19 protein-coding genes are annotated in these 22,108 nt (G+C 41.5%); 13 read left to right on the top strand and 6 right to left on the bottom strand.

Translation table 11 applies throughout. The features are described from left to right. Positions 1-19: 19 nt before the first annotated feature. Complete coding sequence (locus PAENI_RS23760; RefSeq protein ID WP_149646878.1) at positions 20-1,093, bottom strand: glycosyltransferase WbsX family protein; 1,074 nt, start codon at positions 1,091-1,093, stop codon at positions 20-22. A 13-nt stretch (positions 1,094-1,106) separates the two neighbouring features. Beyond that, positions 1,107-1,958, bottom strand: a complete 852-nt coding sequence (locus PAENI_RS23765; protein WP_149646879.1) for a glycosyltransferase family protein — start codon at positions 1,956-1,958, stop codon at positions 1,107-1,109. Between the two features lie 392 nt (positions 1,959-2,350). Here PAENI_RS23765 and PAENI_RS23770 point away from each other — a divergent pair, with 392 nt between their 5' ends. Further along, the gene (locus PAENI_RS23770) at positions 2,351-2,761 is read left to right on the top strand and encodes a hypothetical protein (protein WP_256716382.1); all 411 of its coding nucleotides are present in this window, start codon (positions 2,351-2,353) and stop codon (positions 2,759-2,761) included. 90 nt (positions 2,762-2,851) lie between these two features. On the opposite strand, the gene PAENI_RS23775 is transcribed toward PAENI_RS23770, so the two are convergent. Both PAENI_RS23775 and PAENI_RS23780 read right to left on the bottom strand, forming a co-directional pair. Beyond that, positions 2,852-4,207, bottom strand: coding sequence for a PFL family protein (locus PAENI_RS23775; RefSeq protein WP_256716384.1), 1,356 nt, complete (start codon positions 4,205-4,207; stop codon positions 2,852-2,854). A gap of 13 nt (positions 4,208-4,220) precedes the next feature. Then, a complete protein-coding gene (locus PAENI_RS23780) occupies positions 4,221-4,490 on the bottom strand; it encodes an ACT domain-containing protein (RefSeq protein WP_042189980.1) in 270 nt (89 codons plus the stop codon). Positions 4,491-4,707: 217 nt separating this feature from the next. On the opposite strand from PAENI_RS23780, the gene PAENI_RS23785 reads away from it, so the two are divergent. The 6 genes from PAENI_RS23785 (at position 4,708) to map (ending at position 14,957) form a co-directional block, all read left to right on the top strand. After that, entirely contained in the window at positions 4,708-6,339 is a 1,632-nt protein-coding gene (locus tag PAENI_RS23785) for a diguanylate cyclase (protein ID WP_149646880.1), read from the top strand. Positions 6,340-6,360: 21 nt separating this feature from the next. Next, a complete protein-coding gene (locus PAENI_RS23790) occupies positions 6,361-6,735 on the top strand; it encodes a response regulator transcription factor (protein WP_149646881.1) in 375 nt (124 codons plus the stop codon). Continuing rightward, positions 6,722-9,979: an ATP-binding protein gene (locus PAENI_RS23795; RefSeq protein WP_149646882.1), complete on the top strand. Its 3,258-nt coding sequence runs from the start codon at positions 6,722-6,724 to the stop codon at positions 9,977-9,979. Before PAENI_RS23790 ends, PAENI_RS23795 begins: the two co-directional genes overlap by 14 nt. Positions 9,980-10,246: 267 nt before the next feature. Continuing rightward, positions 10,247-12,109 carry an assimilatory sulfite reductase (NADPH) flavoprotein subunit gene (locus PAENI_RS23800; RefSeq protein ID WP_149647072.1) on the top strand — a complete coding sequence of 621 codons (1,863 nt, stop codon included), beginning with the start codon at positions 10,247-10,249 and terminating at the stop codon, positions 12,107-12,109. A gap of 45 nt (positions 12,110-12,154) precedes the next feature. After that, the gene (gene cysI / locus PAENI_RS23805; protein WP_149646883.1) at positions 12,155-13,879 is read left to right on the top strand and encodes an assimilatory sulfite reductase (NADPH) hemoprotein subunit; all 1,725 of its coding nucleotides are present in this window, start codon (positions 12,155-12,157) and stop codon (positions 13,877-13,879) included. Between the two features lie 331 nt (positions 13,880-14,210). Next, positions 14,211-14,957 (top strand): type I methionyl aminopeptidase, encoded by a 747-nt coding sequence (gene map, locus PAENI_RS23810; protein WP_042129378.1) that lies wholly within the window; start codon positions 14,211-14,213, stop codon positions 14,955-14,957. 81 nt (positions 14,958-15,038) lie between these two features. Here the strand turns inward: map and PAENI_RS23815 are convergent, their stop codons facing one another. After that, a complete protein-coding gene (locus PAENI_RS23815) occupies positions 15,039-15,443 on the bottom strand; it encodes a CBS domain-containing protein (RefSeq protein WP_042189973.1) in 405 nt (134 codons plus the stop codon). A 181-nt stretch (positions 15,444-15,624) separates the two neighbouring features. On the opposite strand from PAENI_RS23815, the gene PAENI_RS23820 reads away from it, so the two are divergent. From PAENI_RS23820 to PAENI_RS23840, 5 genes are all read left to right on the top strand, one after another. Next, on the top strand, positions 15,625-17,733 hold the full coding sequence (locus tag PAENI_RS23820; RefSeq protein WP_076300542.1) for a methyl-accepting chemotaxis protein: 2,109 nt from the start codon (positions 15,625-15,627) through the stop codon (positions 17,731-17,733). A gap of 284 nt (positions 17,734-18,017) precedes the next feature. Then, a complete protein-coding gene (locus PAENI_RS23825; protein ID WP_036685790.1) occupies positions 18,018-18,218 on the top strand; it encodes a cold-shock protein in 201 nt (66 codons plus the stop codon). 121 nt (positions 18,219-18,339) lie between these two features. Next, complete coding sequence (locus PAENI_RS23830; RefSeq protein WP_042189969.1) at positions 18,340-18,567, top strand: MerR family transcriptional regulator; 228 nt, start codon at positions 18,340-18,342, stop codon at positions 18,565-18,567. A gap of 298 nt (positions 18,568-18,865) precedes the next feature. Next, positions 18,866-19,864: an LCP family protein gene (locus PAENI_RS23835; protein ID WP_262495700.1), complete on the top strand. Its 999-nt coding sequence runs from the start codon at positions 18,866-18,868 to the stop codon at positions 19,862-19,864. Between the two features lie 44 nt (positions 19,865-19,908). Further along, positions 19,909-20,394 (top strand): DinB family protein, encoded by a 486-nt coding sequence (locus PAENI_RS23840; RefSeq protein WP_149646885.1) that lies wholly within the window; start codon positions 19,909-19,911, stop codon positions 20,392-20,394. An 18-nt stretch (positions 20,395-20,412) separates the two neighbouring features. On the opposite strand, the gene PAENI_RS23845 is transcribed toward PAENI_RS23840, so the two are convergent. Next, positions 20,413-20,622 carry a hypothetical protein gene (locus tag PAENI_RS23845; RefSeq protein WP_042189964.1) on the bottom strand — a complete coding sequence of 70 codons (210 nt, stop codon included), beginning with the start codon at positions 20,620-20,622 and terminating at the stop codon, positions 20,413-20,415. Between the two features lie 123 nt (positions 20,623-20,745). On the opposite strand from PAENI_RS23845, the gene PAENI_RS23850 reads away from it, so the two are divergent. Next, positions 20,746-21,897: a substrate-binding domain-containing protein gene (locus PAENI_RS23850; protein WP_149646886.1), complete on the top strand. Its 1,152-nt coding sequence runs from the start codon at positions 20,746-20,748 to the stop codon at positions 21,895-21,897. Positions 21,898-22,108: the final 211 nt, after the last annotated feature.

A 22,108-nucleotide genomic window follows, 5' to 3' on the forward strand; every position in this document is an offset into this window, starting at 1 on the left:
GAAGAAGATCCTTCTGACGCTACGGCGTGGAAGGATCTTCTTTGTGATGATATTGAAGGGCTTTCTTAATGGCTTGCAAGTATTGATACCGATAATGATCATCCGGTTCTAAATAGGCTCCCTCAGCCCATTCGTTCCAAGCGTTAATATAAATAAAATCACTTTTGAACATCTTCTTGGTCCTCTCAATTTGTCGTGACAGGTATTGACCGAATTTGTGAGGATTTGCACCTAAAGTACTTTGTCCGGCAGCACCTTTGCGTGGTGTATTATCCCAGTTAACAAATGCTCCCGGATATATAATTTCCCCATCCCTATGAGGTGTCCGTTCTAACATAGATTCCCATAATTCATCGTAATCAATGACAATATGCTTTTGATCCTCCACCTGCTTGGAACTCCATAAGTGCTTTACACCGCCATGTGCGAATGTGTAGTGAGGCTCGAATTCTAGACTGGCGTCGAACCCGTGCTCTGTATTTAGGGGGAATCCGCCCAGTGTCCGGACAAGATGAAGGCCCTTAAGTCCGTTTTGCTGAGCTAAATCACGCCAACATTGAAGCATTTCATCACACCGAGGGATGCTGGAGGATCTATAGATAATAAATACTGGTTTGCCGTCTACGCAAATATATCGTTCATCTTTGAAGGCCTCTAACAAAGCATAAAAATGCATTCGCCAATCCCGTTCTTCTCCATATTCTTGTGGCATCAAGACATCTTCTTCAGTGCCATCCCAGCTTCGTGTCCAAGGTTCGTTAGCCCAAGACAGACAAAAGGGGAAGTCAGGCTCTTTGCTGGCAAGAATCTGCTGAACCGGTTGTTCCAGAAGTCGCCTGCCATTGAACCAATAGTGATAATAACAAAAACCGTAAATGCCATGAGCTTTTGCAGTTTCTGCCTGCCATTGTTTCACATTAGGGTCCGTTAAATCGTAGTAGTTATTATTTAACGGTTTTTTCGGTTGATCATGTTCAGGATAAAGGGCTGTAGCCTTCCTGACATTTGTCCATTCTGTAAATCCCTCTCCCCACCAGGAATCGTTCTCTGCTATCTGATGAAACTGAGGCAATACAAAAGCGATGCATTTCAAGTCAAGTCACCCCCTATGGTTCTGTGAATATTTTTTTGAGAAGCAGCTTTCCCTGCTGAAGATAAGAATGATTGTACTTCACTTCCTTTAGAGCACGAGAAGCCGAACTTCTCCTTGCATCACTATGAGCAATATAGTACTTGAAGCTCTCAGAGAGCTCTTTAAAGTTCTGGAAACGAATAAGGTCTTCTTCTGTGATGGGGTAACTTTGAAAATGGGGATGATCTTCCACGAACTGAAATACGCCGCAAGCAGCGACCTCCATAATTTGCTGCACAGATCCTGTGCAATTGATGATGATCCTTGCTCCATTATAATAGTTAGATATTTCTGTTTTATCGTAGGTGATGTCTATGAAATTTTTGGTGGGCTCCCACCCGCTACCAAAGGTCATTATCTTGAGACCATGAAGTAGTTCCGAATGAGCTAGGGTTTCAAGAACACTATTCATTTGAAAATGGCCGAGAATGAGTACGTCACTGTGGTAACGGTTCTCCACACGTCTTGGATAATAGAGTTCTGTATCTGGAGCATAAGGGAGGTAGCACGAATGTTTCTCACGTAAACCTTGATAATAGATTAGATTAGCTATGTTCTGTGTGAAAATATAATCGAATAACAGCGCTAGATTACGTTCTGTTCGCGTAAGGCAGGTCGCATCTGCCATCCATACGGCCTTAGGAGCGTTATAAGCTTTGAGGGCAGGAATATTCTCCTCAGGGAACAGGGATTCTGATCCCAAGGCTAGTATCAGATCAGGCTGATACTGTGCTAAATATTCTTCTAGATTATGATGTAACTTAATGGCAAGCACTTCTTTGACCAGATGCCTTAGCTGATCTTTAAAAAGTCGTACATTAGGCATTTTATCACTTATCTCTGAGGGGACCAGAAGCAATACTCTTAATTACTTTAGTTCCCGTGTTATGGTTTCCGCTCTGTAAGAGTTCTCGAGAATGAGATTATGGTGTTGCGATTGATGAACTTGGCTGATGGAGACTTCGTGAGTTGAGGGCCTTTGAGGAGTGAGCCTAGTAGCTGTCTTCTTCATAATTCCTCCTGTATTCATTGGAGCCAGTCGTTCGCTCTAGCACCTAGTCTTGCTAATCATTATATGTGTAGGGGGTTCATTTGACTTTAGGTATAAGACCATTAATCTGAATCTTGAAGGGAAAAGCGGATTTAGTAAAAGATGTATATCTATCTATGACCGGATTGTCTTGTCTAACATAAAATATACTATAAAACCTGAAAGGGATGATCGTCTTGCCAACCTTCGATAATATTCTTGTTACAGGAAGTCAGACCATTCAAAATGATCTGCATGTTAACGGGAATGAGACTATCGATTCAAATCTGCACTTGAATGGTAGTCAGACGATAATGGGAAGCCTTAATGTGAACGGTAGTGAATCTATACTTGGTCATTTGGGTGTAACCGGTGAAATTAGTGGTGCAGGTACCATCAAAACTGCGACCCGTTTGATCGCGGTGAATCAGGCTTTGTCACCAGTTTCAGCACCTACGAGCCTTCAACAAGTCAGATATTTCGCTGTGGGAGTTTCAAGTCAGACAGGACTCGTGCTGAAGGGCACGGATGGAAATGACTATGTATTATTTATCGATTTGACCGGGGGAACACCTAATATTGGGATCCAGCGGGCTTAAATCTGATAACATTAACATCTTCAAGCTCTGAACAATAAAAAACAGCAAGTCGCCTAGGTACAATTAGGGACTTGCTGTTTGAGGTTTCTATTAGTTCTTAAAGCTGTGAATTGGAGCAGGAATTCGTCCGCCTCGGTTGATGAAGTTGGCACAATTGAAGCCGTTAACAGCCATGACAGGCGCATATCCAAGTAGGCCGCCAAATTCTACGATTTCGCCTACATCCTTGCCAATGACAGGAATGACGCGAACAGCGGTTGTTTTGTTGTTGACCATTCCGATAGCAGCTTCATCGGCGATGATGCCAGAGATCGTCTCTTTGGTGGTACTTCCCGGAATAGCAATCATGTCCAGTCCTACAGAACATACACAGGTCATGGCTTCTAGCTTCTCAAGCGTAAGAGCACCACGCTGTACGGCTTGAATCATTCCGTGATCTTCACTAACTGGAATAAAGGCTCCACTGAGTCCACCAACATAGGAGGAGGCCATCACGCCACCTTTTTTAACATTGTCATTTAGAATCGCCAGAGCGGCTGTTGTTCCTGGTGCGCCAGCTTCTTCCAGACCCATGACTTGAAAGATCTCCGCAATGGAATCGCCAATTTCTGGTGTTGGAGCCAGAGATAAATCGATAATCCCAAAAGGCACGTTCATCCGTTTCGATGCTTCCTGCGCAACTAGTTGTCCCACACGCGTAACTTTAAAAGCAGTCCGTTTGATCGTTTCACACAAGGTTTCGAAGTCCTGACCTTTTACTTCCTCTAATGCACGCTTGATTACACCCGGGCCACTGACGCCAACGTTGATGACACATTCCCGTTCACCGACCCCATGAAAGGCTCCAGCCATAAAAGGATTGTCCTCGACAGCATTACAGAAGACAACCAGCTTAGCACAGCCGATGGAATCCCGATCCTTGGTGCGTTCCGCAGTTTGAATAATGATATCACCCATTAATTTCACAGCATCCATATTGATTCCACTTCTGGAGGAGCCGACGTTGACGGAAGAACAGACTCTTTCAGTGACTGCGAGTGCTTCTGGGATACTGTCGATTAGAATACGATCACCTTTGGTGCACCCTTTTTGCACAAGCGCAGAGAAGCCGCCAATAAAGTTAACGCCAACTTCTTTGGCAGCCTTGTCCAAAATTTCCGCTACAGGCACATACGTATCCGTCTTCACGGCACCAGCAGCAATAGCAATAGGGGTCACAGAAATCCGTTTATTAACAATGGGTACACCGAATTGTCTTTCCAGATCTTCACCTGTTTTGACGAGCTTCTCGGCGGATCTAGTGATTTTGTCGTATACGTTTTGGTTAAAAGTTCTCATATCTGTATGTGCACAATCCATGAGGCTGATCCCCATCGTTATGGTACGTACATCCAGATTCATTTCACGGATCATCTTATTCGTTTCTTGTACTTCCACCAGTGATATCATGGTCATCCTCCTAAATGCGGTGCATAATATTAAAAATATCCTCATGCTGAAGCTTGATTTCCACGCCGATCGCTTCTCCGATCAAATGTAAATCCTCAACAATATCCTCAAATGCTTTAGTCGCGCCAGAAATGTCTACAATCATCATCATGTTAAAATAATCTTGTACAATCGTCTGAGAAATATCCAGAATGTTCAAATTGTGCTCGGCAAGATATGTACATACCTTGGCAATAATCCCTACTTTGTCTTTTCCTAATACAGTAATAATCCCCTTCATAAATACAGCCTCCCTTTGTATATGGTGATTACGCCGTGTAAACGGAATGAACCATTCCAATCATTATTACAAATGCTGAAGCAAGCTTCAACCAAAGGTTTTTTGTCCGTTTGATCATTTTTATATAAAGTCCTATGAATTTAAAGAAAATTCGATTGACAGTATATGAAAAATATGATGAAGTGAGAGATTGATACGATACTCTGAAGGAGTAAATATGACTACACAAAAATATAAAAATATGGTTGAAGAGCGGACCAAACAAACCCTCCAGGAATGGTCGGAACTGTCGGAAGTTAACGAGAAGGACATTTATCGTTTTTTGCATAATTTGAAAGGTACGGCAGGAACAGTGGGGTTACAAGAAGTTGAACAGTTTGCCGATGCAACGTTGCCCTATTTCATGGAAAGTAGCCTTAAGAACTGGTCTATTGAAGAGTGGGGCGATTATTTGTATCCGCTTATTCCACTGTTTAATCAAGATTCATCGGTTTCTCTAGGTTCAGTTAAGACGTTAGACAAAAAAGGAAATGATGATGCGCTCCCACATAATGATATTTTGCTTATTGATGATGATGTAGAATTAGTGGCTTATTTAAAAGAATCATTGGAGAAGCAGAACTATTATGTAAGCATAGCCTTGTCCGCTGAACGAGGTCTCAAGATTTTTTATGAAACCAAACCGGATCTAATTCTTCTGGATATTCTTTTGCCTGATATCAGCGGAATTGAGGTCTTGAATCAAATTATCGGCAAAGCCAAAAAAGAACGTATTCCAATCATCATTATAAGTGGGGAGTACTCCAAAGCGACTCAACTGCATGCGTATAGGCTGGGCGTGATGGATTTTTTATCGAAGCCTGTAGATATTGATTTATTTCTGGCTTTGATTAAAAACCGTTTTGAGTTAAAGCGGGAGTGGCAGGAATCCATCATTGTGGATGAATTGACGGGTGCGTTTAATCGAAAACACTTTAATCAAGTGATGAAGCAGCTGATTTGCGATTTTAAGCGCACGGAACGGGTGTTTTCTTTAGCACTGATTGATCTGGACTATTTCAAAAAGATTAATGATACATATGGTCATCTAATCGGAGATGAGGTATTACAGTCCTTGTCTGAGCTTGTAAAGGGTTCGATTCGTATGGAAGATACCTTTTGCCGCTTCGGTGGAGAAGAGTTTGCTGTGTTCCTGCCAAATACGGATGCGAGTTCTGCATTGACAGTAATAAACCGTATTCAGGAGCAATTTGCTGCCACTGAATTTTTTGCGAAGAATGAAGTCTTTCATGTGACCTTCTCGAGTGGGATATCAGAGGTAACAGAAGCTGAGAATATTGCCGATAAAATTGTAGAAGAAGCAGACCAAGCTCTCTATGCCAGCAAAGATGCTGGAAGGAATCAGACTACACTCTACACGGACCATTTATCGTCGACTAAAAAGCATTCGGTTCTAAATGTAATTGTTGTGGATGATGATGCGTTGATTCGAAAAATAGTGACTCATCAGATTGATACTTGGGAGCCGGAGGATATTGCTGAGGTGAATATCAGCAGTTATGCGAATGGGCTGGATTTCTTGCAATCGGATTGGTATTCCATAGATGAGAAATATATTATTCTACTGGATGGTGTGATGCCGGATCTTGATGGCGTTGAAGTCCTGGAAAGAATTCGCAAGACGTATCCGGAAGTGAATATATTAGTGATCATGCTGACAGGGAGAAATAATCAGGCGGATATTGTACATGCCCTGCAGATGGGTGCCGATGATTATGTAGTAAAACCTGTCCATATGCCTGAGCTGTTGTCCCGAATGGAACGGTTGGCTCATAGATTTTTGTTCTAACACGAAGGGAATTGTGCGAATATGCAAAAAATAATGGTAGTGGATGATGAAGAAGTATTACGGATGTTAATCGAGGATACATTGGAAGATTTGGAGAATGTTGAAATTCACACAGCGGAGAATGGGTTGGAAGCTCTAACTAAGCTGTCTACGGATCCTTATGATTTGGTGATTCTGGATTATATGATGCCGGAAATGACAGGGATTGAAGTGCTTCAGCAGCTGGATGAGGAGAAAAAGAAAACTACAGCTATATTAATGTTAACGGCCAAAGCTCAAGATGTAGATCGAATTCGAGCAGTTGAAGCAGGTGCGCGTTACTTCATGCCGAAACCATTTAGTCCGATGGAACTCTTGCAGATTGTGGAGGGGATCCTGAGTGGTGAAGGAAAGTAACGCTAATCACAGTATCAAAAATAAATATTTCCGCATCATTGTATTAGTGTTTTCTTTAATCATTCTTATGGGAACTGTATTTTTTATTTTCATAAACTATGAGCAAGATGAATTAAGTAGAGAACGTGAAAGTTTGCAGTATAAAGCAGACACGATCAGCGAGATGGCGAGCACGTTAAATGAGGTGTTTTTCCGAGCTAGGGGATTCACTTTGCTTAAGGACGAGAATGAATTAAAGCTCTTAAATGCAGCCTTAGTAAAATTTGATCAAATACTGGATACGTATTCTAATCTTAATTTATCCGCCGAAGAAGCCTTGTTTAGAGATGGTTTAAAATCATTTTATGTCCAGTATAAAAACAAAACCTTACCGGAAGCAATTCGGCTTGTCGAGGCTGATGATTATGCTGCTTTGAGAGTACTATCCGGAGATGGTATTACTAAATCAGTGAATGATTTTCTAACGTATACGAAAGAGTACAGACAGCGATCCGATGCAGCATTAAATACCATGGCTATGGATTATATCAAACGAGCTAACGAATTCACTTTTATCGCCTTCTTTTTTAGCACGATTATTCTACTGTTCTTTACCTTTATGATCTGGCGGATTCTTAAGAATTTGATTAATCCTATTTTGAAGCTGGAAGGGGCCACTCATTCCTTGGCTGCCGGTGAGGAAATTCTTCTCGGCAAGCTTAAGCATCAAGATGAGATTGGTCGGCTTTATAATGCATTTCTAAATATGGCCAGAAGTATTCAGGACAAAGAAGAAGAATTGATGATGCAGAATGAAGAGCTACACGCGCAGCAAGATGAACTTCAGGATCAGCAGTACAGACTGCAACGTTCGCTTAGTGAAATAGAGAGTATGATGAAGGCACTCGATCAGTCCTCAGCGGTGGGGATCCTTACAGATAAAGGCGTATTTACCTACGCGAATGATAATTTAAGCAAATATACCGGCTATAAAAATTCTGAAATTATCGGTTTTACCTATAAGTTATTTGAACTCTATAATATATCTAGAGAACAGATGCAGAAGATCTTCAACAAATTATATACGGGTGGGGTATGGAGCAATGAACTCCAGATTCTGACTAAAGACGGATTGCCAATCTGGATGCATCTGACTGTCGTGCCGTATCTGAACAATGAGGGTGTGATTTATCAGTACATTTTTATCGCGTATGATGTCACCTCTATGAAAAGTGTACAGCTGGAGCTAGCGGAGACGCTGAAGAATACAGAACAGACCAAAAAAATGCTTGAACTTAATAATCAGCTGAATCATGACATTACGTACACCTTAGATAAACAAGAATTTGCAGATAAGTTTATTCAGTTCATGCATCACCTGTATTCATTTGATTCGAGTTTCTTCCTTCTTGTAAAAGATAAGATCGCGGCTGTTAAAGGGATTCCTCAGGAAAATGTAGCGCGTTATCTCGATAATGAGAACAATGAAATGTTATATCGTTTGAAGACGGAAAAAACCTATCTGATTAAGCGTCTAGCTACGCAATCGGAACAGGGAATTTCTGCGAATGAGGTCTACTGTTATGATTTCTATACCACTGTTGTAAATGCAGAAGATGAGATTCTAGCTGTATTTTGCGGAACCCGGATTGGACATTCTTTCAGTAAAGAAGAGATTAATGAGGTTCAAGGAATGATGAACCGCGTAGCTCTGGCGATTGAACGTTTATTCATGTACGAAGAGATTGAACATGGGCGAAAGCTGAACCGCGATATCGTGAATAACGTAAACGAAGGCATTCAGTTCGTGAGTACAGAAGGCATGATGCTTCAGATGAATAAGGCGCTGTGCAACATCGTTAACTATGACTGGATTGAAGGTACACTGACTCCTAGAAAAGAATGGATGGATTATTTCATCGAACGCTCGAATGAGAACCATGAGCTTCGGTCGTTTTTTGAACAAGCAATCTCTGAGGATGCTCTGGAGTCCAGCAGTATGCAATACTCTATTGGAACGGAATCCAAGAAGCATATTGATGTTTATGCGATTCCTGTTTTCCGCCGGGAGCTTAGAATTGGTACATTGTTTGTATATAGAGATATCACTAGGGAGTACGAGCTGGATCTTATGAAATCTGATCTTGTCAGTACGGTAAGTCATGAGCTGAGAACACCATTGTCGAGTGTATTAGGATTCACGGAACTGCTATTGTCTAAAACCATGAAGCCTGAGAAGCAGCTGAAGTATTTGGAGACGATTCATAAGGAAGCGAAGCGGTTGACTGAGCTTATTAATGATTTTCTGGATCTGCAGAGAATGGAGTCAGGGAAGCAGCAGTATATCACGGAGCATGTAAATCTTAGTGAAATTGTCCTTGGGGTTATAGATCAATATAAACTTAGTAGCACACATCATGTGCTATTGGTGGATGAGGCTCTGAATGCGGAGGTAGATGTGGACAAGGATAAGATCGTTCAAGTTCTAACGAATTTGTTAAGTAATGCGATCAAGTTCTCACCCTCTATCAATGAAGTGAAGGTACTGCTGCATAATGAGCCGGATCATATTATTGTGCGTATCCAGGATAATGGTCTGGGCATTCCAAAGGATCAAATCGGACAGCTATTCCAAAAATTCAGAAGAGTGGACAACAGTGCCTCCAAAAGAATTGGTGGAACAGGTCTCGGTCTTGCCATCTGTAAAGAAATTATTGAGAAACAAAAGGGAACCATCGGTATTGATTCGGTAGAGGGTGAAGGGACAACCGTTTGGTTTAGCCTCCCAATCCTTAATGCAGAAGCAAGCCGGCAGCAAGATGAGCTGAATAAATGGAATGCCGATAAAGAGCTCAAACCTAATGTAATGATTGTTGAAGATGATTATAGTCTTTCGTTGCTTTTATCAGAAGAGCTAAAAGGGAAGGGGTTCCGTGTTACCCATCACTATCATCCACAGCAAGCTTTTGATCAGGCCTTGAAAACACCATTTGTTGCGATCGTGGTTGATTTGATGCTTGGTGAAGAACTGGACGGTTGGGATTTGATCCGAATGCTAAAAGAGGATTCGAGAACAGAGAATATTCCGATTGTTATCTCTTCTGCTCTGGATCAATCAGATAAGAACCAACTGAATGATGTGATACAGAAGTATTTAACGAAGCCTTATCCGCCAGGTGAGTTATCGAATACGCTTGAAGAGATTGTGAAGATAAAGACAGGGGGAGGCGAGGTATTATTTCCCGAAAGTAAGAAGGATTTATAGTTTTTATTTATCACAATATTTTATAAATAGTATCATTTTTTATAATGAAACCGATCAAAACAGGGCAAATCATACTGTTTTGATCGGTTTTTACGTACTTTATTGATACTTTTTCAATAATTAACAATTTTTAGGTGAAAATGACTTCATTGATCGTTTACAAATATTGTGATAGCCTGATTTTATGAGGTTCTAAAAAAGGCTCAGATAAATTCAATTGAGGCACGGATCATAACCAGATTTCATGTTTAGGAGAGGTGGATATTGTTGCAACTACAGGTAACGAACAGTCCTTTTAACGAGAACCAAGTCGAGCTTCTCAATCGTCTTCTACCAACCTTAACGGAGACGCAGCAAATATGGCTCAGTGGATATTTGTCCGCGATTGGACGTACTACGGCGGCAGCGCCAGCAGGTGCTGAACTTCAAGTGCCATCGAATACGATTGGAAATACAGAGGTTGGGGCTGCCGTAAAGAGCCAACCAGCAGCCTCACGGGAAGTGACCATATTATTTGGTTCTCAAACGGGTAATTGCCAGCGACTTGCGGGTAGCTTGTCCCGCAAGCTGGAAGAGCAAGGATTTCAGGTCACACTCTCCGCGATGAACAATTTCAAACCTACAGCACTTAAAAAGGTTGAGAATCTACTTCTATTGGTGAGTACTCATGGAGAAGGTGAACCACCTGATAATGCAAGGATTTTCCATGAATTTCTTTACAGTAAAAGAGCTCCTCAATTAGAGAACCTGCGGTTTTCAGTTCTGGCTCTGGGAGACACCTCTTATGAATTTTTCTGTCAGACGGGTAAAGAGTTCGATCAGAGGTTAGAGGAACTTGGTGGTAAGCGCCTAAGTCCACGTGTAGATTGTGATCTCGATTATGACGATTCCGTTGCCGAATGGTTCGAAGGTGTAATTGGTGCATTAAATGCAAATTTAAATGCTCCAGTCATTGCTGCAAAAGCGGTTCAAGCCGCGGAGGACGCAGAGTCACAAGAACCTCTATATACTCGTAATAATCCTTTTAAGGCAGAGGTACTGGAGAATCTGAATTTGAACGGACGCGGCTCGGACCGGGAGACTCGCCATTTGGAACTATCGCTTGAAGGCTCTAATATACAGTTTGAACCTGGGGATGCACTGGGAGTATACCCAGAGAATCATCCTGAACTGGTGGACGCTATTATTCATACTATGGGCTGGAATCCTAATGATAAGGTTCCGTTTAATAAGAAAGGTGATGAAGGAGCCTTACGTGAGGCACTTCTGCATCATTATGAAATCACTGTATTGACCAAACCTTTGCTGGAGCAAGCGGCAAAGCTGTCTGCTTCAAACAAGCTGAGTGAGTTATTAGCTCCAGATCGTGCTTCGGAGCTTAAAGAGTATATTCAAGGACGCGATCTACTCGATTTGATCCAGGACTTCTCACCGTGGGAAGGTCCAGCCAGCAGTTTTGTGACGATTTTGCGGAAGCTTCCTGCACGCCTATATTCTATCGCTAGCAGTTATAAAGCTAATCCGGATGAGGTTCATCTAACCGTCAGAGCTGTACGTTATGAGGCTCATGGTAGGGAACGTTACGGAGTCTGCTCAGTGCATTGCGCAGAAAGAGTAGAGCCGGGAGATACATTGCCTATTTACATTCAGCATAATCCTAACTTTAAGCTGCCGACTAATCCGGAAGCACCGATCATCATGATCGGACCAGGCACAGGTGTTGCACCATTCCGCTCTTTCCTAGAGGAACGTGGAGAGCTGGGAGCGGAAGGGAAATCTTGGCTGTTCTATGGGGATCGGCATTTTGTAACTGATTTCCTGTATCAGACTGATTGGCAGAGAATGCTAAAGGATGGCGTTCTAAGTAAGCTGGATGTCGCCTTCTCACGTGATACCGAAGAGAAAGTATATGTACAACATCGCATTTTACAAAAGAGTCGTGAGGTTTATGAATGGCTGCAAGAAGGTGCTCATATCTACGTTTGCGGTGACGAGAAGTACATGGCGCATGATGTTCATTCTGCACTGCTTACGGTGATTCAGAGTGAGGGCGGACTGAGCCCTGAAGCGGCAGCGGCTTATCTGGAAGATATGCAACAGACGCAGCGTTACCAGCGTGATGTCTATTAATGGATAGATGGAGTTATCGAATGACTTCGGGGGGAGATAACAACAATGGCAAACAATGAGAAGGTTAAGCCGATCGGCGGGCCTCCAAGTGATGTTGAGCATATTAAATCGGAGAGTAACTATCTGCGGGGTGCATTAGTTGAGACACTAAGCAATCCGATTACGGGTGGTCTGCCTGAAGATGATAATCGGCTGCTTAAATTTCACGGAAGCTATATGCAGGATGACAGAGATTTGCGCAATGAACGGGAACGTCAGAAGCTGGAGCCAGCATTCCAGTTTATGCTCCGCGTAGTTGCCCCAGGTGGTGTAGCTACACCGGAGCAATGGCTGGTGATGGATGATCTGGCACAGAAGTATGGTAACGGAACTTTACGTCTGACTACAAGACAGGCATTTCAAATGCATGGCGTTCTCAAATGGAACTTAAAAAAGACCATTCGAAGCATCAATGATACGCTAATGACAACCCTTGCAGCTTGTGGGGATGTCAACCGTAACGTAATGAGCAATCCGAATCCTTATCAATCTGAGGTGCATGCAGAAGTCTATGAATGGGCGCGCAAAGTTAGTGATCATCTATCCCCACGCACTCCCGCTTACCATGAAATTTGGCTAGACGGTGAAAAGGTAGTGGATAGTTTAGGAGATCGGGCAGAAGTTGAACCGATCTATGGTCCGGTATATTTACCGCGTAAATTCAAGATTGGTCTTGCGGTGCCCCCTTCAAATGACGTAGATGTGTTCTCGCAGGATCTAGGCTTCATCGCTATTCTTGAGAATGATAAGCTGGTAGGGTTCAACGTTTCTGTAGGCGGCGGTATGGGAATGACGCATGGCGATACCAGCACGTATCCTCAGCTTGGCCGTATCATTGGTTTTTGCCGTCCTGATCAAATGATCGATGTAGCGGAGAAGACAGTAACGATTCAGCGGGACTATGGAAATCGTTCTGTCCGCAAAAATGCACGGTTCAAGTATACGATTGACCGCCACGGTCTGGAATGGTTTGTCGATGAGCTGCATGAAAGACTCGGATGGCAGCTTGAGGCAGCACGTGAGTATCATTTCGACCATAATGGAGACCGCTACGGCTGGGTGAAGGGTACCAATGGAAAATGGAATTTGACGCTTTATATCCAAAGCGGACGGATTCATGACCAAGAAGGGTACACATTGATGACTGGACTGCGGGAAATTGCCAAGATTCATACTGGGGATTTCCGGCTTACGCCGAATCAGAATTTAACGATTGCTAACGTAACCACTGCTAAAAAGCGAAAAGTGGCTGAGCTGGCTAAACAGCATGGACTTACGGACGGAGCTCATCTGTCTGCGCTACGACGCAGTTCGATGTCTTGTGTGGCGCTACCAACCTGCGGACTTGCAATGGCTGAAGCAGAACGTTATTTGCCTTCGTTGATTGATAAGCTAGAGCTTGTCCTTGATGAAGCTGGTCTACGCGATGAGGAAATCGTGATCCGGATGACAGGCTGTCCTAATGGGTGTGCAAGACCGGCACTAGGCGAAATCTCGTTTATTGGTAAAGGTCCAGGCAGATATAATATGTACTTGGGAGCAGGGTTTACGGGAGATCGCTTGAACAAAATGTATAAAGAAAACATAGATGAAAAAGAAATTCTGGAGACGCTGGAGCCAATTCTTCATCGTTATTCGAAAGAACGTCTGCATAGCGAGCATTTTGGAGATTTCGTGATCCGTGCAGGTTATGTCAAAGCGGTTTCGTCAGGTCTTAATTTTCATGACTAATCTAATTTAGACTGAAATGGGTGTCCCAGAGCTTGCATTATGGCTACTGGGACACCTCTTTGTTAGTTGGCCTTACCCTAATCATTACTCGCTGTCGAGCTGATCGTGCCAAGGTAGCCGAATGAAAAGTTATCGTAATATTTTTCTCTTTTAACCTCAAACTTTCACGTGAAAAAGGGAGTCTTTTTTAGAATTAAAAATGAAATTATATTTTTTTTGCTTAATGATTTGGATTTCTTGTGTTTTTCTTTCATAATATAAAGGGGAAACTAAATACAAAAGAAGAGCCATTGCATAAGAGTGATGTGTTCTGTACAGAAGAGGCGATATTATGATTATCATGAAAACGATGGAAGAGATCGAAAAAATGCGTGCGGCGGGAAAAATTCTCGCTGAATGTCATCGTCAAATTGCGCAAATTCTACAGCCGGGAATTACTACCTGGGAGATTGATGAATTTGCAGAAAAATTTATACTGTCTCAAGGAGCAACTCCTGAGCAAAAGGGATATAACGGATATCCGTACGCAACCTGTGCCTCTGTAAATGATGTAATCTGCCACGGATTTCCGAAAAAGGAACCACTTAAAGATGGAGATATAGTAACCATAGACATGGTAGTTAACTTAGATGGCTGGTTGGCAGATTCCGCTTGGTCATATGGGATTGGCAACATTAGTGAGCAGGCGACTAAATTGCTAGACACCACAAAGGAATCTTTATTCCGTGGTATCGAGCAGGCAGTTGCAGGCAACCGTATCGGGGATGTCGCTCATGCTATTCAAGTTTACGCAGAGTCTAATGGTTTTTCAGTTGTGCGTGATTTTATTGGTCATGGGATTGGTTCAGAAATGCATGAAGCACCAGAGGTACCTCACTATGGTCCGGCTGGCAGAGGACCTCGTCTTAAAGAGGGGATGGTATTTACCATTGAACCGATGCTGAACACAGGTAGCTACAGAACAAAAATTGATGCGGATGGTTGGACTGCACGTACCATTGACGGCGGTCTGTCAGCACAGTATGAACATACATTAGCTATCACCCCTCAAGGAACCATTATTCTGACTGAACTATAATTTAGGGTAGAAAATAGACCTGATTAGCTTCATCTTCTCATGATGTTGCTGATCAGGTCTATTTGTTGTTCAATTAATCAGTTAATCAGTAATGTTGCGAGTATAATATTCAATGATATCTTTTCGACGAATAATTCCGACAAACACGCCTTCTTTATCAATCACAGGTACAAAATTCTGATCTGCGGCGAGCGTCAACATATCCTCCATTTCGGCATTTATGAGAACGCTCTCGTTATGAACATGCTTCTGGATATCGCTTACTGGAACTTCTCCTATATTGTCAAAAGTTAGACCTGCTGTGTTTTTCAGCTTCCACAATAGATCACCTTCCGAAAGTGTTCCTACATATTTTCCTTCATTATCAATAATAGGGATAGCCGTATAATGGTGCTGCTCTAATTGTTCTAAGGCTTCCAGCATGGATAGTGAGTTAGTGATATAGGCAACTTGATCTTTAGGCAACAAAAAAGAGGATATTTCCATCGGCATGAACTCCTTTGTATTGAGATTTTTTTAGTTAGGCTACTTTTATTTAAACATACTTTTTGAAGGGATAGGTGTTTTAAATTTTATTATTTAATTATAGGTGAAAAGACCTATTTAATGATAGTCGTATTTTGTCGATTAAAGATAAGGTATATTATCCTAGAGTGGAGTTGTTCAGATGGCGTTATATCGTAGGCTTTCTTTAACGGTTAAATTTGTTCTGGTAGTAAGTTTAGTTATCATTGTTATCTTTTTCTTTAGTCTAATCGCGAATCTGCTTAATCTTCGAAGTGTGAGCATATCGAACGGTGAACTAGAGGCGGAAGTTGCTGGGCGAAGTTATGCGGAAACTATTCAGAATAGTATGGTAGACATAGAGTCGGCAGCAAAGGTATTCACAGATGTACTGGTTGAATCAAGAGAACATCAAACTTTGAGTCGTGAAGAAGTTATTTCTACAATGAAATCGATGCTTGAGAACAGACCCGAGCTTTTTGCAATTAGTACATTGTGGGAACCCAATGCCTTCGATCAAAACGATCAGGCTAATATCAATAAGACGCCATATGATGATGGTACGGGGCGTTTTATTCCTTATGTTCTTAGAAATCAAGGTTCAATAACGGTTGAACCCTTAAAGAATTACGATGTAGAAGGTGCGGGTGATTATTACCTTTTACCTAAAAAAGAGAAAAAACCGATCTACATTGAACCCTATTCCTATGAGACGACTGGTGGGGCTATAGAGATGATTTCGGTTATGCTGCCCATTTTGGACAAATCGGGCACTTTTCTTGGGACGGTAGGATTTGATGTTTCGTTATCAAAGCTCCAGGAGGATGCTGATAAATATAAACCTATGGGTGGATACGTTTCTCTAGTCACGGGTAATGGTAAATATGCAGCTAATCCTAATGATCCAGAAAGTGTACTTAAAGATTTCGGTGATACGGAAGAGAAAGCTGCACTGTGGAGACAAGTGAAGAATGGGAAGTCGGTTCAGGGGTACACCAATAATTCCAAAGGAGAAAATGTACTTCGTATTTTTGTTCCGATTCCACTGCCAGAAAGCGATCAGGTATGGTATACGCAGACTGCGATTCCTAAAGCTACAATCATGGCTGATTACGAACAATCGAAAACAGAATCATTTATTATCATGCTTGTTGGGATGCTGATTCTAGGAATAGTTATAGTCTTACAATTATGGTTAATGGTGATCAAACCGCTTCGAGTATTATCTGAGAAATTGCAGCTTATGGCTCAAGGGGACTTAACACAAACATTGCAGGTTCGAAATGATGATGAATTCGGTAAGATGTCTTCACATTTTAATCAGATGACATATAAGCTTCGAGAAATGTTTGGACTTGTGGCTGATTTATCGATGTCAGTGGGTGCTACTTCTGAAGAGTTGACAGCGAACGCGGAACAGACAGGGAAAGCTGCTGAACAGATTGCTGTGGCTATTGGACGAGTCGCCGAGGGAGCGCAACTGCAGAATGGTTATGCAGGAGAATCTTCTCTGGCGATGAGCGATCTTAGCATTGGAGTGCAACGTATCGCTGACTCTTCATCAGCGGTGTCTGCATCTGCAGACGAAGTAACCGATCAAACGAAGAGAGGCAGTGCACAGCTTCAAATGGCGGTGAACCAGATGACAGAGCTTAAGCAATCCGTGGATGAGACGAGTCTGGCGATTGAACGACTAGGTGAAAGATCTGTACAGATTAGTGGGATTATTGGTCTGATCTCGAATATCAGTAAACAGACTAATCTATTAGCATTAAACGCAGCAATTGAAGCATCCAGAGTGGGTGAACAAGGTCGTGGATTTGCTGTAGTAGCTTCGGAAATACGCATGTTGGCAGATCAAACGAAACAAGCTGCCGAACAAGTTACTGAATTAGTCGAACATGTGGTCCAAGATACTAATCAAGCCTCACAGGCTATGGCTGTTGGTAATGAGCAAGTACGTATCGGTGTGCAGGGTGTATCTGACAGTGATCTTTTGTTTACATCGATTCTTGCTGAAATGACACAGGTTACAGATCAGATTCAGGAAGTATCTGCAGCTGCACAGCAGATGACTGCTGGTACAGAGCAAATTTCAGCTAGTGTAAAAGTATTAGCTGAACTTGCATCAGAAGCGTCCGCAGATTCACAAAGTGTTGCAGCAGCCTCAGAGGAGCAGCTTGCTTCTATGGAAGAAATCTCAGCTTCGACGGAATCCCTCAGCTCAATGGTGCAAGATTTGCTGGACAAATTGTCTTATTTTAAAATTTAAACTGATGTGATATCGTGATTACAGGTGGGAAACCCTGTCCTTTTCTAAAGGATTAGGGTTTTTTCCATTTATTACATAATCTAAAAGGTATCTACATGCCATCGGATGTGCTATAATCAATATATCGAAAGTAGTTACCTGCTAATTCACATAGCGTAGAGGGTTATTCTTAAGATGACAATAACCTTGTACCATATGTGAATTTTTATTTTTTTAGAGATTTTGTAAGAGATTTTTTTGGGATAAGAATAACATGTAAATTAAAAAAAGGTGGTAATTATATTATGCAAACAGGAACAGTGAAATGGTTTAACGCAGACAAAGGCTTTGGTTTTATCGAGGTTGAAGGCGGAGAAGACGTATTCGTACATTTCAGCGCAATCACTGGTGACGGATTCAAGTCTTTGGATGAAGGACAACGTGTAGAATTTAACGTAGTTCAAGGCAATCGTGGTCAACAAGCTGAGAATGTTGTAAAACTCTAAAGTTGTGAAAAGAATCCCCAAACTTATAGTTTGGGGATTTTTTTAAATATAAGAAATTATAAGTTTCACACAATACTTTATGTCTTATATTTCTCGCTTAGTAGAAAGGTGGCGGATGTAAGTGCAGGTGTTTGAAGACTGGAATTTAAAAGTGAAGAAAACCTTTAACGCTACAAGCAACAAAGAAGTATTGACTGTGTCTGAAGCCGGTAGCTTGCTTGGTCTGTCTAAAGATCAAATGAAAAGCTATGTAGACCAGCATAAGTTAACCAAAGTCCCAATTATGAGAAGTGTTGTCAGGTATCTTTTACTGAAAAGTGAAATCGATACGATCCTGAACAAAACCTAATGTAACCTCAATATACTTTGCAGACCCATCCTTGATAGGATGTGGTCTTTTTTTTTGCCTCATAAATTTCTTATAAAAAGAAACTTATCGATCCAATGATCGTCTATAATAATGGGATATTTAGGTAATGGAGGGTAGGCGGAAATAAAAAGTGATGTTCATTAATGGTGAGAAGTCGCATAAACAGAAAGGGTAATTCATTCAAATGAAAAATAAACAGAGCACTCATCCACCTGCTTCATTTGCTTTAAGTAGAATCGAGAAAAAGAAAGTGAAAAAGAATAAAATCAGCAAGAAAATGAAGATTTGGTACTTTTCGATCGCTACCTTACTTCTTGTTGGGCTGGGATCCTTTATTTTCCGTAAAGAACTAATGATTTTTGGGTTTGATAATGTTGTAGCACCAACTATTGAACACACCCTTGAAGAGTCTTATGTGCCGTTGGAAGACACTGAAGAATCTGGATTACAAGCAACGACGGAAAATAAAGACCGTCCTTTCTCTATCCTTCTACTAGGCACCGATCAGCGTGGCAAAGAAAACGGACTTTCTGATTCCATTATTTATACAGTTATTCGACCTGTAGACCATAAAGCACTGCTCGTCTCCATTCCCCGTGATTCATATACTGAAATTATTGGAGCAGAAAATATCAAAGGAGCACGAAAAGAAACCAAGATTAATGCAGCGCATTCCTACGGTGGTCCTCAGATGAGTGTGGATACCGTTAAGAATCTACTGAACGCACCTATTGATTACTATGCTACTATTAATTTTAATGGGCTTGTGGGTGTTACAGATGCTCTTGGAGGAGTGGTGCTTCCAATCACCAAGGTGATAGAGAATAAGAGCCCCGATCATGAAAAACTAAGAATTGAGCCGAACAAACCGATCTATTCCGGTAAGGAAGCTTTAATGTATGTAAGATATCGGGAAGATTCTGATTTTAAGAGAACAGAGAGACAAAGGATTTTCCTAAAAGCAGCGCTTGATCGGATGAAAAGAATAGATAATATTCTTAATATACAGAACATTATTGAAATTGCTGGCAGTAACTTTAAAACCAATATGAAGTCAGATTTTATTTTGGATTTGGCTAAGAAGGTAATTCTTGAAGGTGGAACCCCTGAAATAACGAGTCATATGCTCCAAGGGGAAGGAAAACATACGGATCAATGGTATTATATACTCAATGAAAATGATGTAAAGCGTACCCATGATATGATTGAGATTTGGCTGAATCCAGAATCTACTGAGGCTGATCTAATAACTGCTTCTAAGGATGATGCTGCATAATATTTTTGCTATTCTATTTTATATTCACACGGAGGTTAGCTTCTATGGCGGTAAAATCAAAGGAGCAAATGATACTCGAATTTAAGTCTCTTATTCCATTCGTGAAATCATTAGAAGAGGTGCCAGATAAACATTGGGATAAGCCCATAGCTACTGGTAAATGGACCGTGAAGGATATTCTCTGTCACCTCATGCTCTGGGATAAATATTTCTATGAAGGTGCTATTAAGAAGATTATTTTGAAAGAACCACTAACAACGAAACATTTGGATTTTAACGAATTTAATGCTAACGCGATTGAGTATGCCAAATTGTTATCCAAGCAAACCTTGATTGAACAAATTGTGCTCTACAGATCCAGAATTTTAGATGCAGTCTCTGGATTAACGGATGAAGAATGTGATTTGGAATATAAGGATGGAGATCGCAAGAAGTTCAGTGTTCGCAAGTATATGAGAAGTTTTATTCCACATGATAAGCATCATAAAAAACAGATTGAACAATTTCTAAAATACATACAGCAAGGTTGAAAGCTTGCCTTTTATGGTTTAAGCTTTAGCGCGATTCTGAACCAATTTCATGGATTGGCGAATGAGTATTGGGCCGAACATGCTGCCGGCTGAGGCGGCTATAAAGGAATGTAAGGGAAACCTTATGGCAAAGTAAATGACCGTTCCAGCTACAAAGTCAATAAGAATGAATTTCTTGATCTCGGATAGTGGGATTGTAACGAATACAAATGATTCTTTATTTTTCAAGTGGTTGACCTCCTAATTGATAACGCAGCATATAAATCCACTGTTCATTCTATTTTGAGAACAAGATGTCCCATTCGAAATATTTAGACTAACGGCATAGAAGAGTAAAGGGTGAAGACTCGAATGGATAATCAGGATCATCAAAAAGAGCGGAAACCGCTATTATATATACAGACAGCAAATCATGTTATGGAAGAAATCAGGAAGAGAAAGCTTCAGTCACATGATCTTGTCCCATCTGAAGGGGAGATTGCGAAGTTGTACGGTGTCAGTCGCATGACGGCGAAGCTTGCTTTGCAGATCTTGGAGAAAAAAGGGATCGTTTATCGCCATGCCCGTCGTGGGACATTCATATCCGCTGATTACCACCATACACTTTCCGGTGAACAGATGCTGGAGAAGGCGATCGAGGAGAAGAAACCGATACGAAGGATTGCATTGGTGATTCCTAATATGGATGATTATATCGGTAGAATAATTACTTCCGTCGAAAAAGAAGCGCGTGAAGCGAATTGTCATTTACTCATTCGAATGACTGGGGACAAAGAAGACGAAAGCATATGCTTGCAAGAGCTGTACGATGATCAAGTGGAGGGTATTATTTTATATCCGCGTGGGAGTACGCAGTGCAGTGAGAAAGTATTGGAGCTTAGTTTATTAAACTACCCTCTAGTTATCATCGATCGTATCTTTCGAGAGGTGCAGATTGACTGTGTCTACCATGATCATTACCATGGGGCTTATAAAACCACCCAGTATTTGATTGAGAAAGGCCATCAGGAAATCGGATATCTTTCTATGGCATTTGATGGTGTGACGAGCAGGGAAGACCGGTATAGAGGTTATCTTCAAGCTATGTTGGATCATGATCTGCCCGTAAACAGTCGTAATATTTACTTGAGCTGCTCAGAAGATTATATGCATCAGTTGAATGCTCCGAATGTGCAGTTGGCGTCGTTTTTAGGTAATAATTCCGCATTAACGGCAGTCGTATGTGCAGACGACTATATCGCTACATCATGCTTATATACGGCAATCTCCATGCAAATATTGGTTCCGGATCAATTGTCTATCATAGGGTTTACCGACATTCAATTGGCGAGCTTGCTGCCGGTTCCATTAACTACAGCAAGACAAGCTACTGAGAAACTCGGACAAGCTGCTGTCCAGCGAGTTGTTAAACGGATGGATAATTCACGTGAAGGAGCGCTAACGATTAAGATTGATACCACCATCGTCGAGCGAAGCTCCGTTAGACCCAACATTATTAAATGATCCGCTTGAAAATTACCTTTTGAGACTCTTTCCCCACATTTTTGTGGAGGGAAGAGTTTTTTATATCAGTGACATAAAAGCGCGATAATGTATTTATCATATTATTTAATGATAATATTTCAGACTATTTGGTTGTATAGATCAGTGACATATACTAGTCTGGAAATAGATCGTTGGAAATTCCAGTTTTCAATAAGCCATAATCTAACGG

This window comes from Paenibacillus sp. B2(2019), assembly GCF_008370385.1.
In the GTDB taxonomy this organism is placed as follows: domain Bacteria; phylum Bacillota; class Bacilli; order Paenibacillales; family Paenibacillaceae; genus Paenibacillus_AQ.

Coding starts and splice junctions, on each gene's coding strand:
- PAENI_RS23765 (WP_149646879.1), bottom strand. CDS start 1,958: ATGCCTAATGTACGACTTTTTAAAGATCAGCTAAGGCATCTGGTCAAA.
- PAENI_RS23770 (WP_256716382.1), top strand. CDS start 2,351: ATGATCGTCTTGCCAACCTTCGATAATATTCTTGTTACAGGAAGTCAG.
- PAENI_RS23780 (WP_042189980.1), bottom strand. CDS start 4,490: ATGAAGGGGATTATTACTGTATTAGGAAAAGACAAAGTAGGGATTATT.
- PAENI_RS23785 (WP_149646880.1), top strand. CDS start 4,708: ATGACTACACAAAAATATAAAAATATGGTTGAAGAGCGGACCAAACAA.
- PAENI_RS23790 (WP_149646881.1), top strand. CDS start 6,361: ATGCAAAAAATAATGGTAGTGGATGATGAAGAAGTATTACGGATGTTA.
- cysI (WP_149646883.1), top strand. CDS start 12,155: ATGGCAAACAATGAGAAGGTTAAGCCGATCGGCGGGCCTCCAAGTGAT.
- map (WP_042129378.1), top strand. CDS start 14,211: ATGATTATCATGAAAACGATGGAAGAGATCGAAAAAATGCGTGCGGCG.
- PAENI_RS23815 (WP_042189973.1), bottom strand. CDS start 15,443: ATGGAAATATCCTCTTTTTTGTTGCCTAAAGATCAAGTTGCCTATATC.
- PAENI_RS23820 (WP_076300542.1), top strand. CDS start 15,625: ATGGCGTTATATCGTAGGCTTTCTTTAACGGTTAAATTTGTTCTGGTA.
- PAENI_RS23825 (WP_036685790.1), top strand. CDS start 18,018: ATGCAAACAGGAACAGTGAAATGGTTTAACGCAGACAAAGGCTTTGGT.
- PAENI_RS23835 (WP_262495700.1), top strand. CDS start 18,866: ATGAAGATTTGGTACTTTTCGATCGCTACCTTACTTCTTGTTGGGCTG.
- PAENI_RS23840 (WP_149646885.1), top strand. CDS start 19,909: ATGGCGGTAAAATCAAAGGAGCAAATGATACTCGAATTTAAGTCTCTT.
- PAENI_RS23850 (WP_149646886.1), top strand. CDS start 20,746: ATGGATAATCAGGATCATCAAAAAGAGCGGAAACCGCTATTATATATA.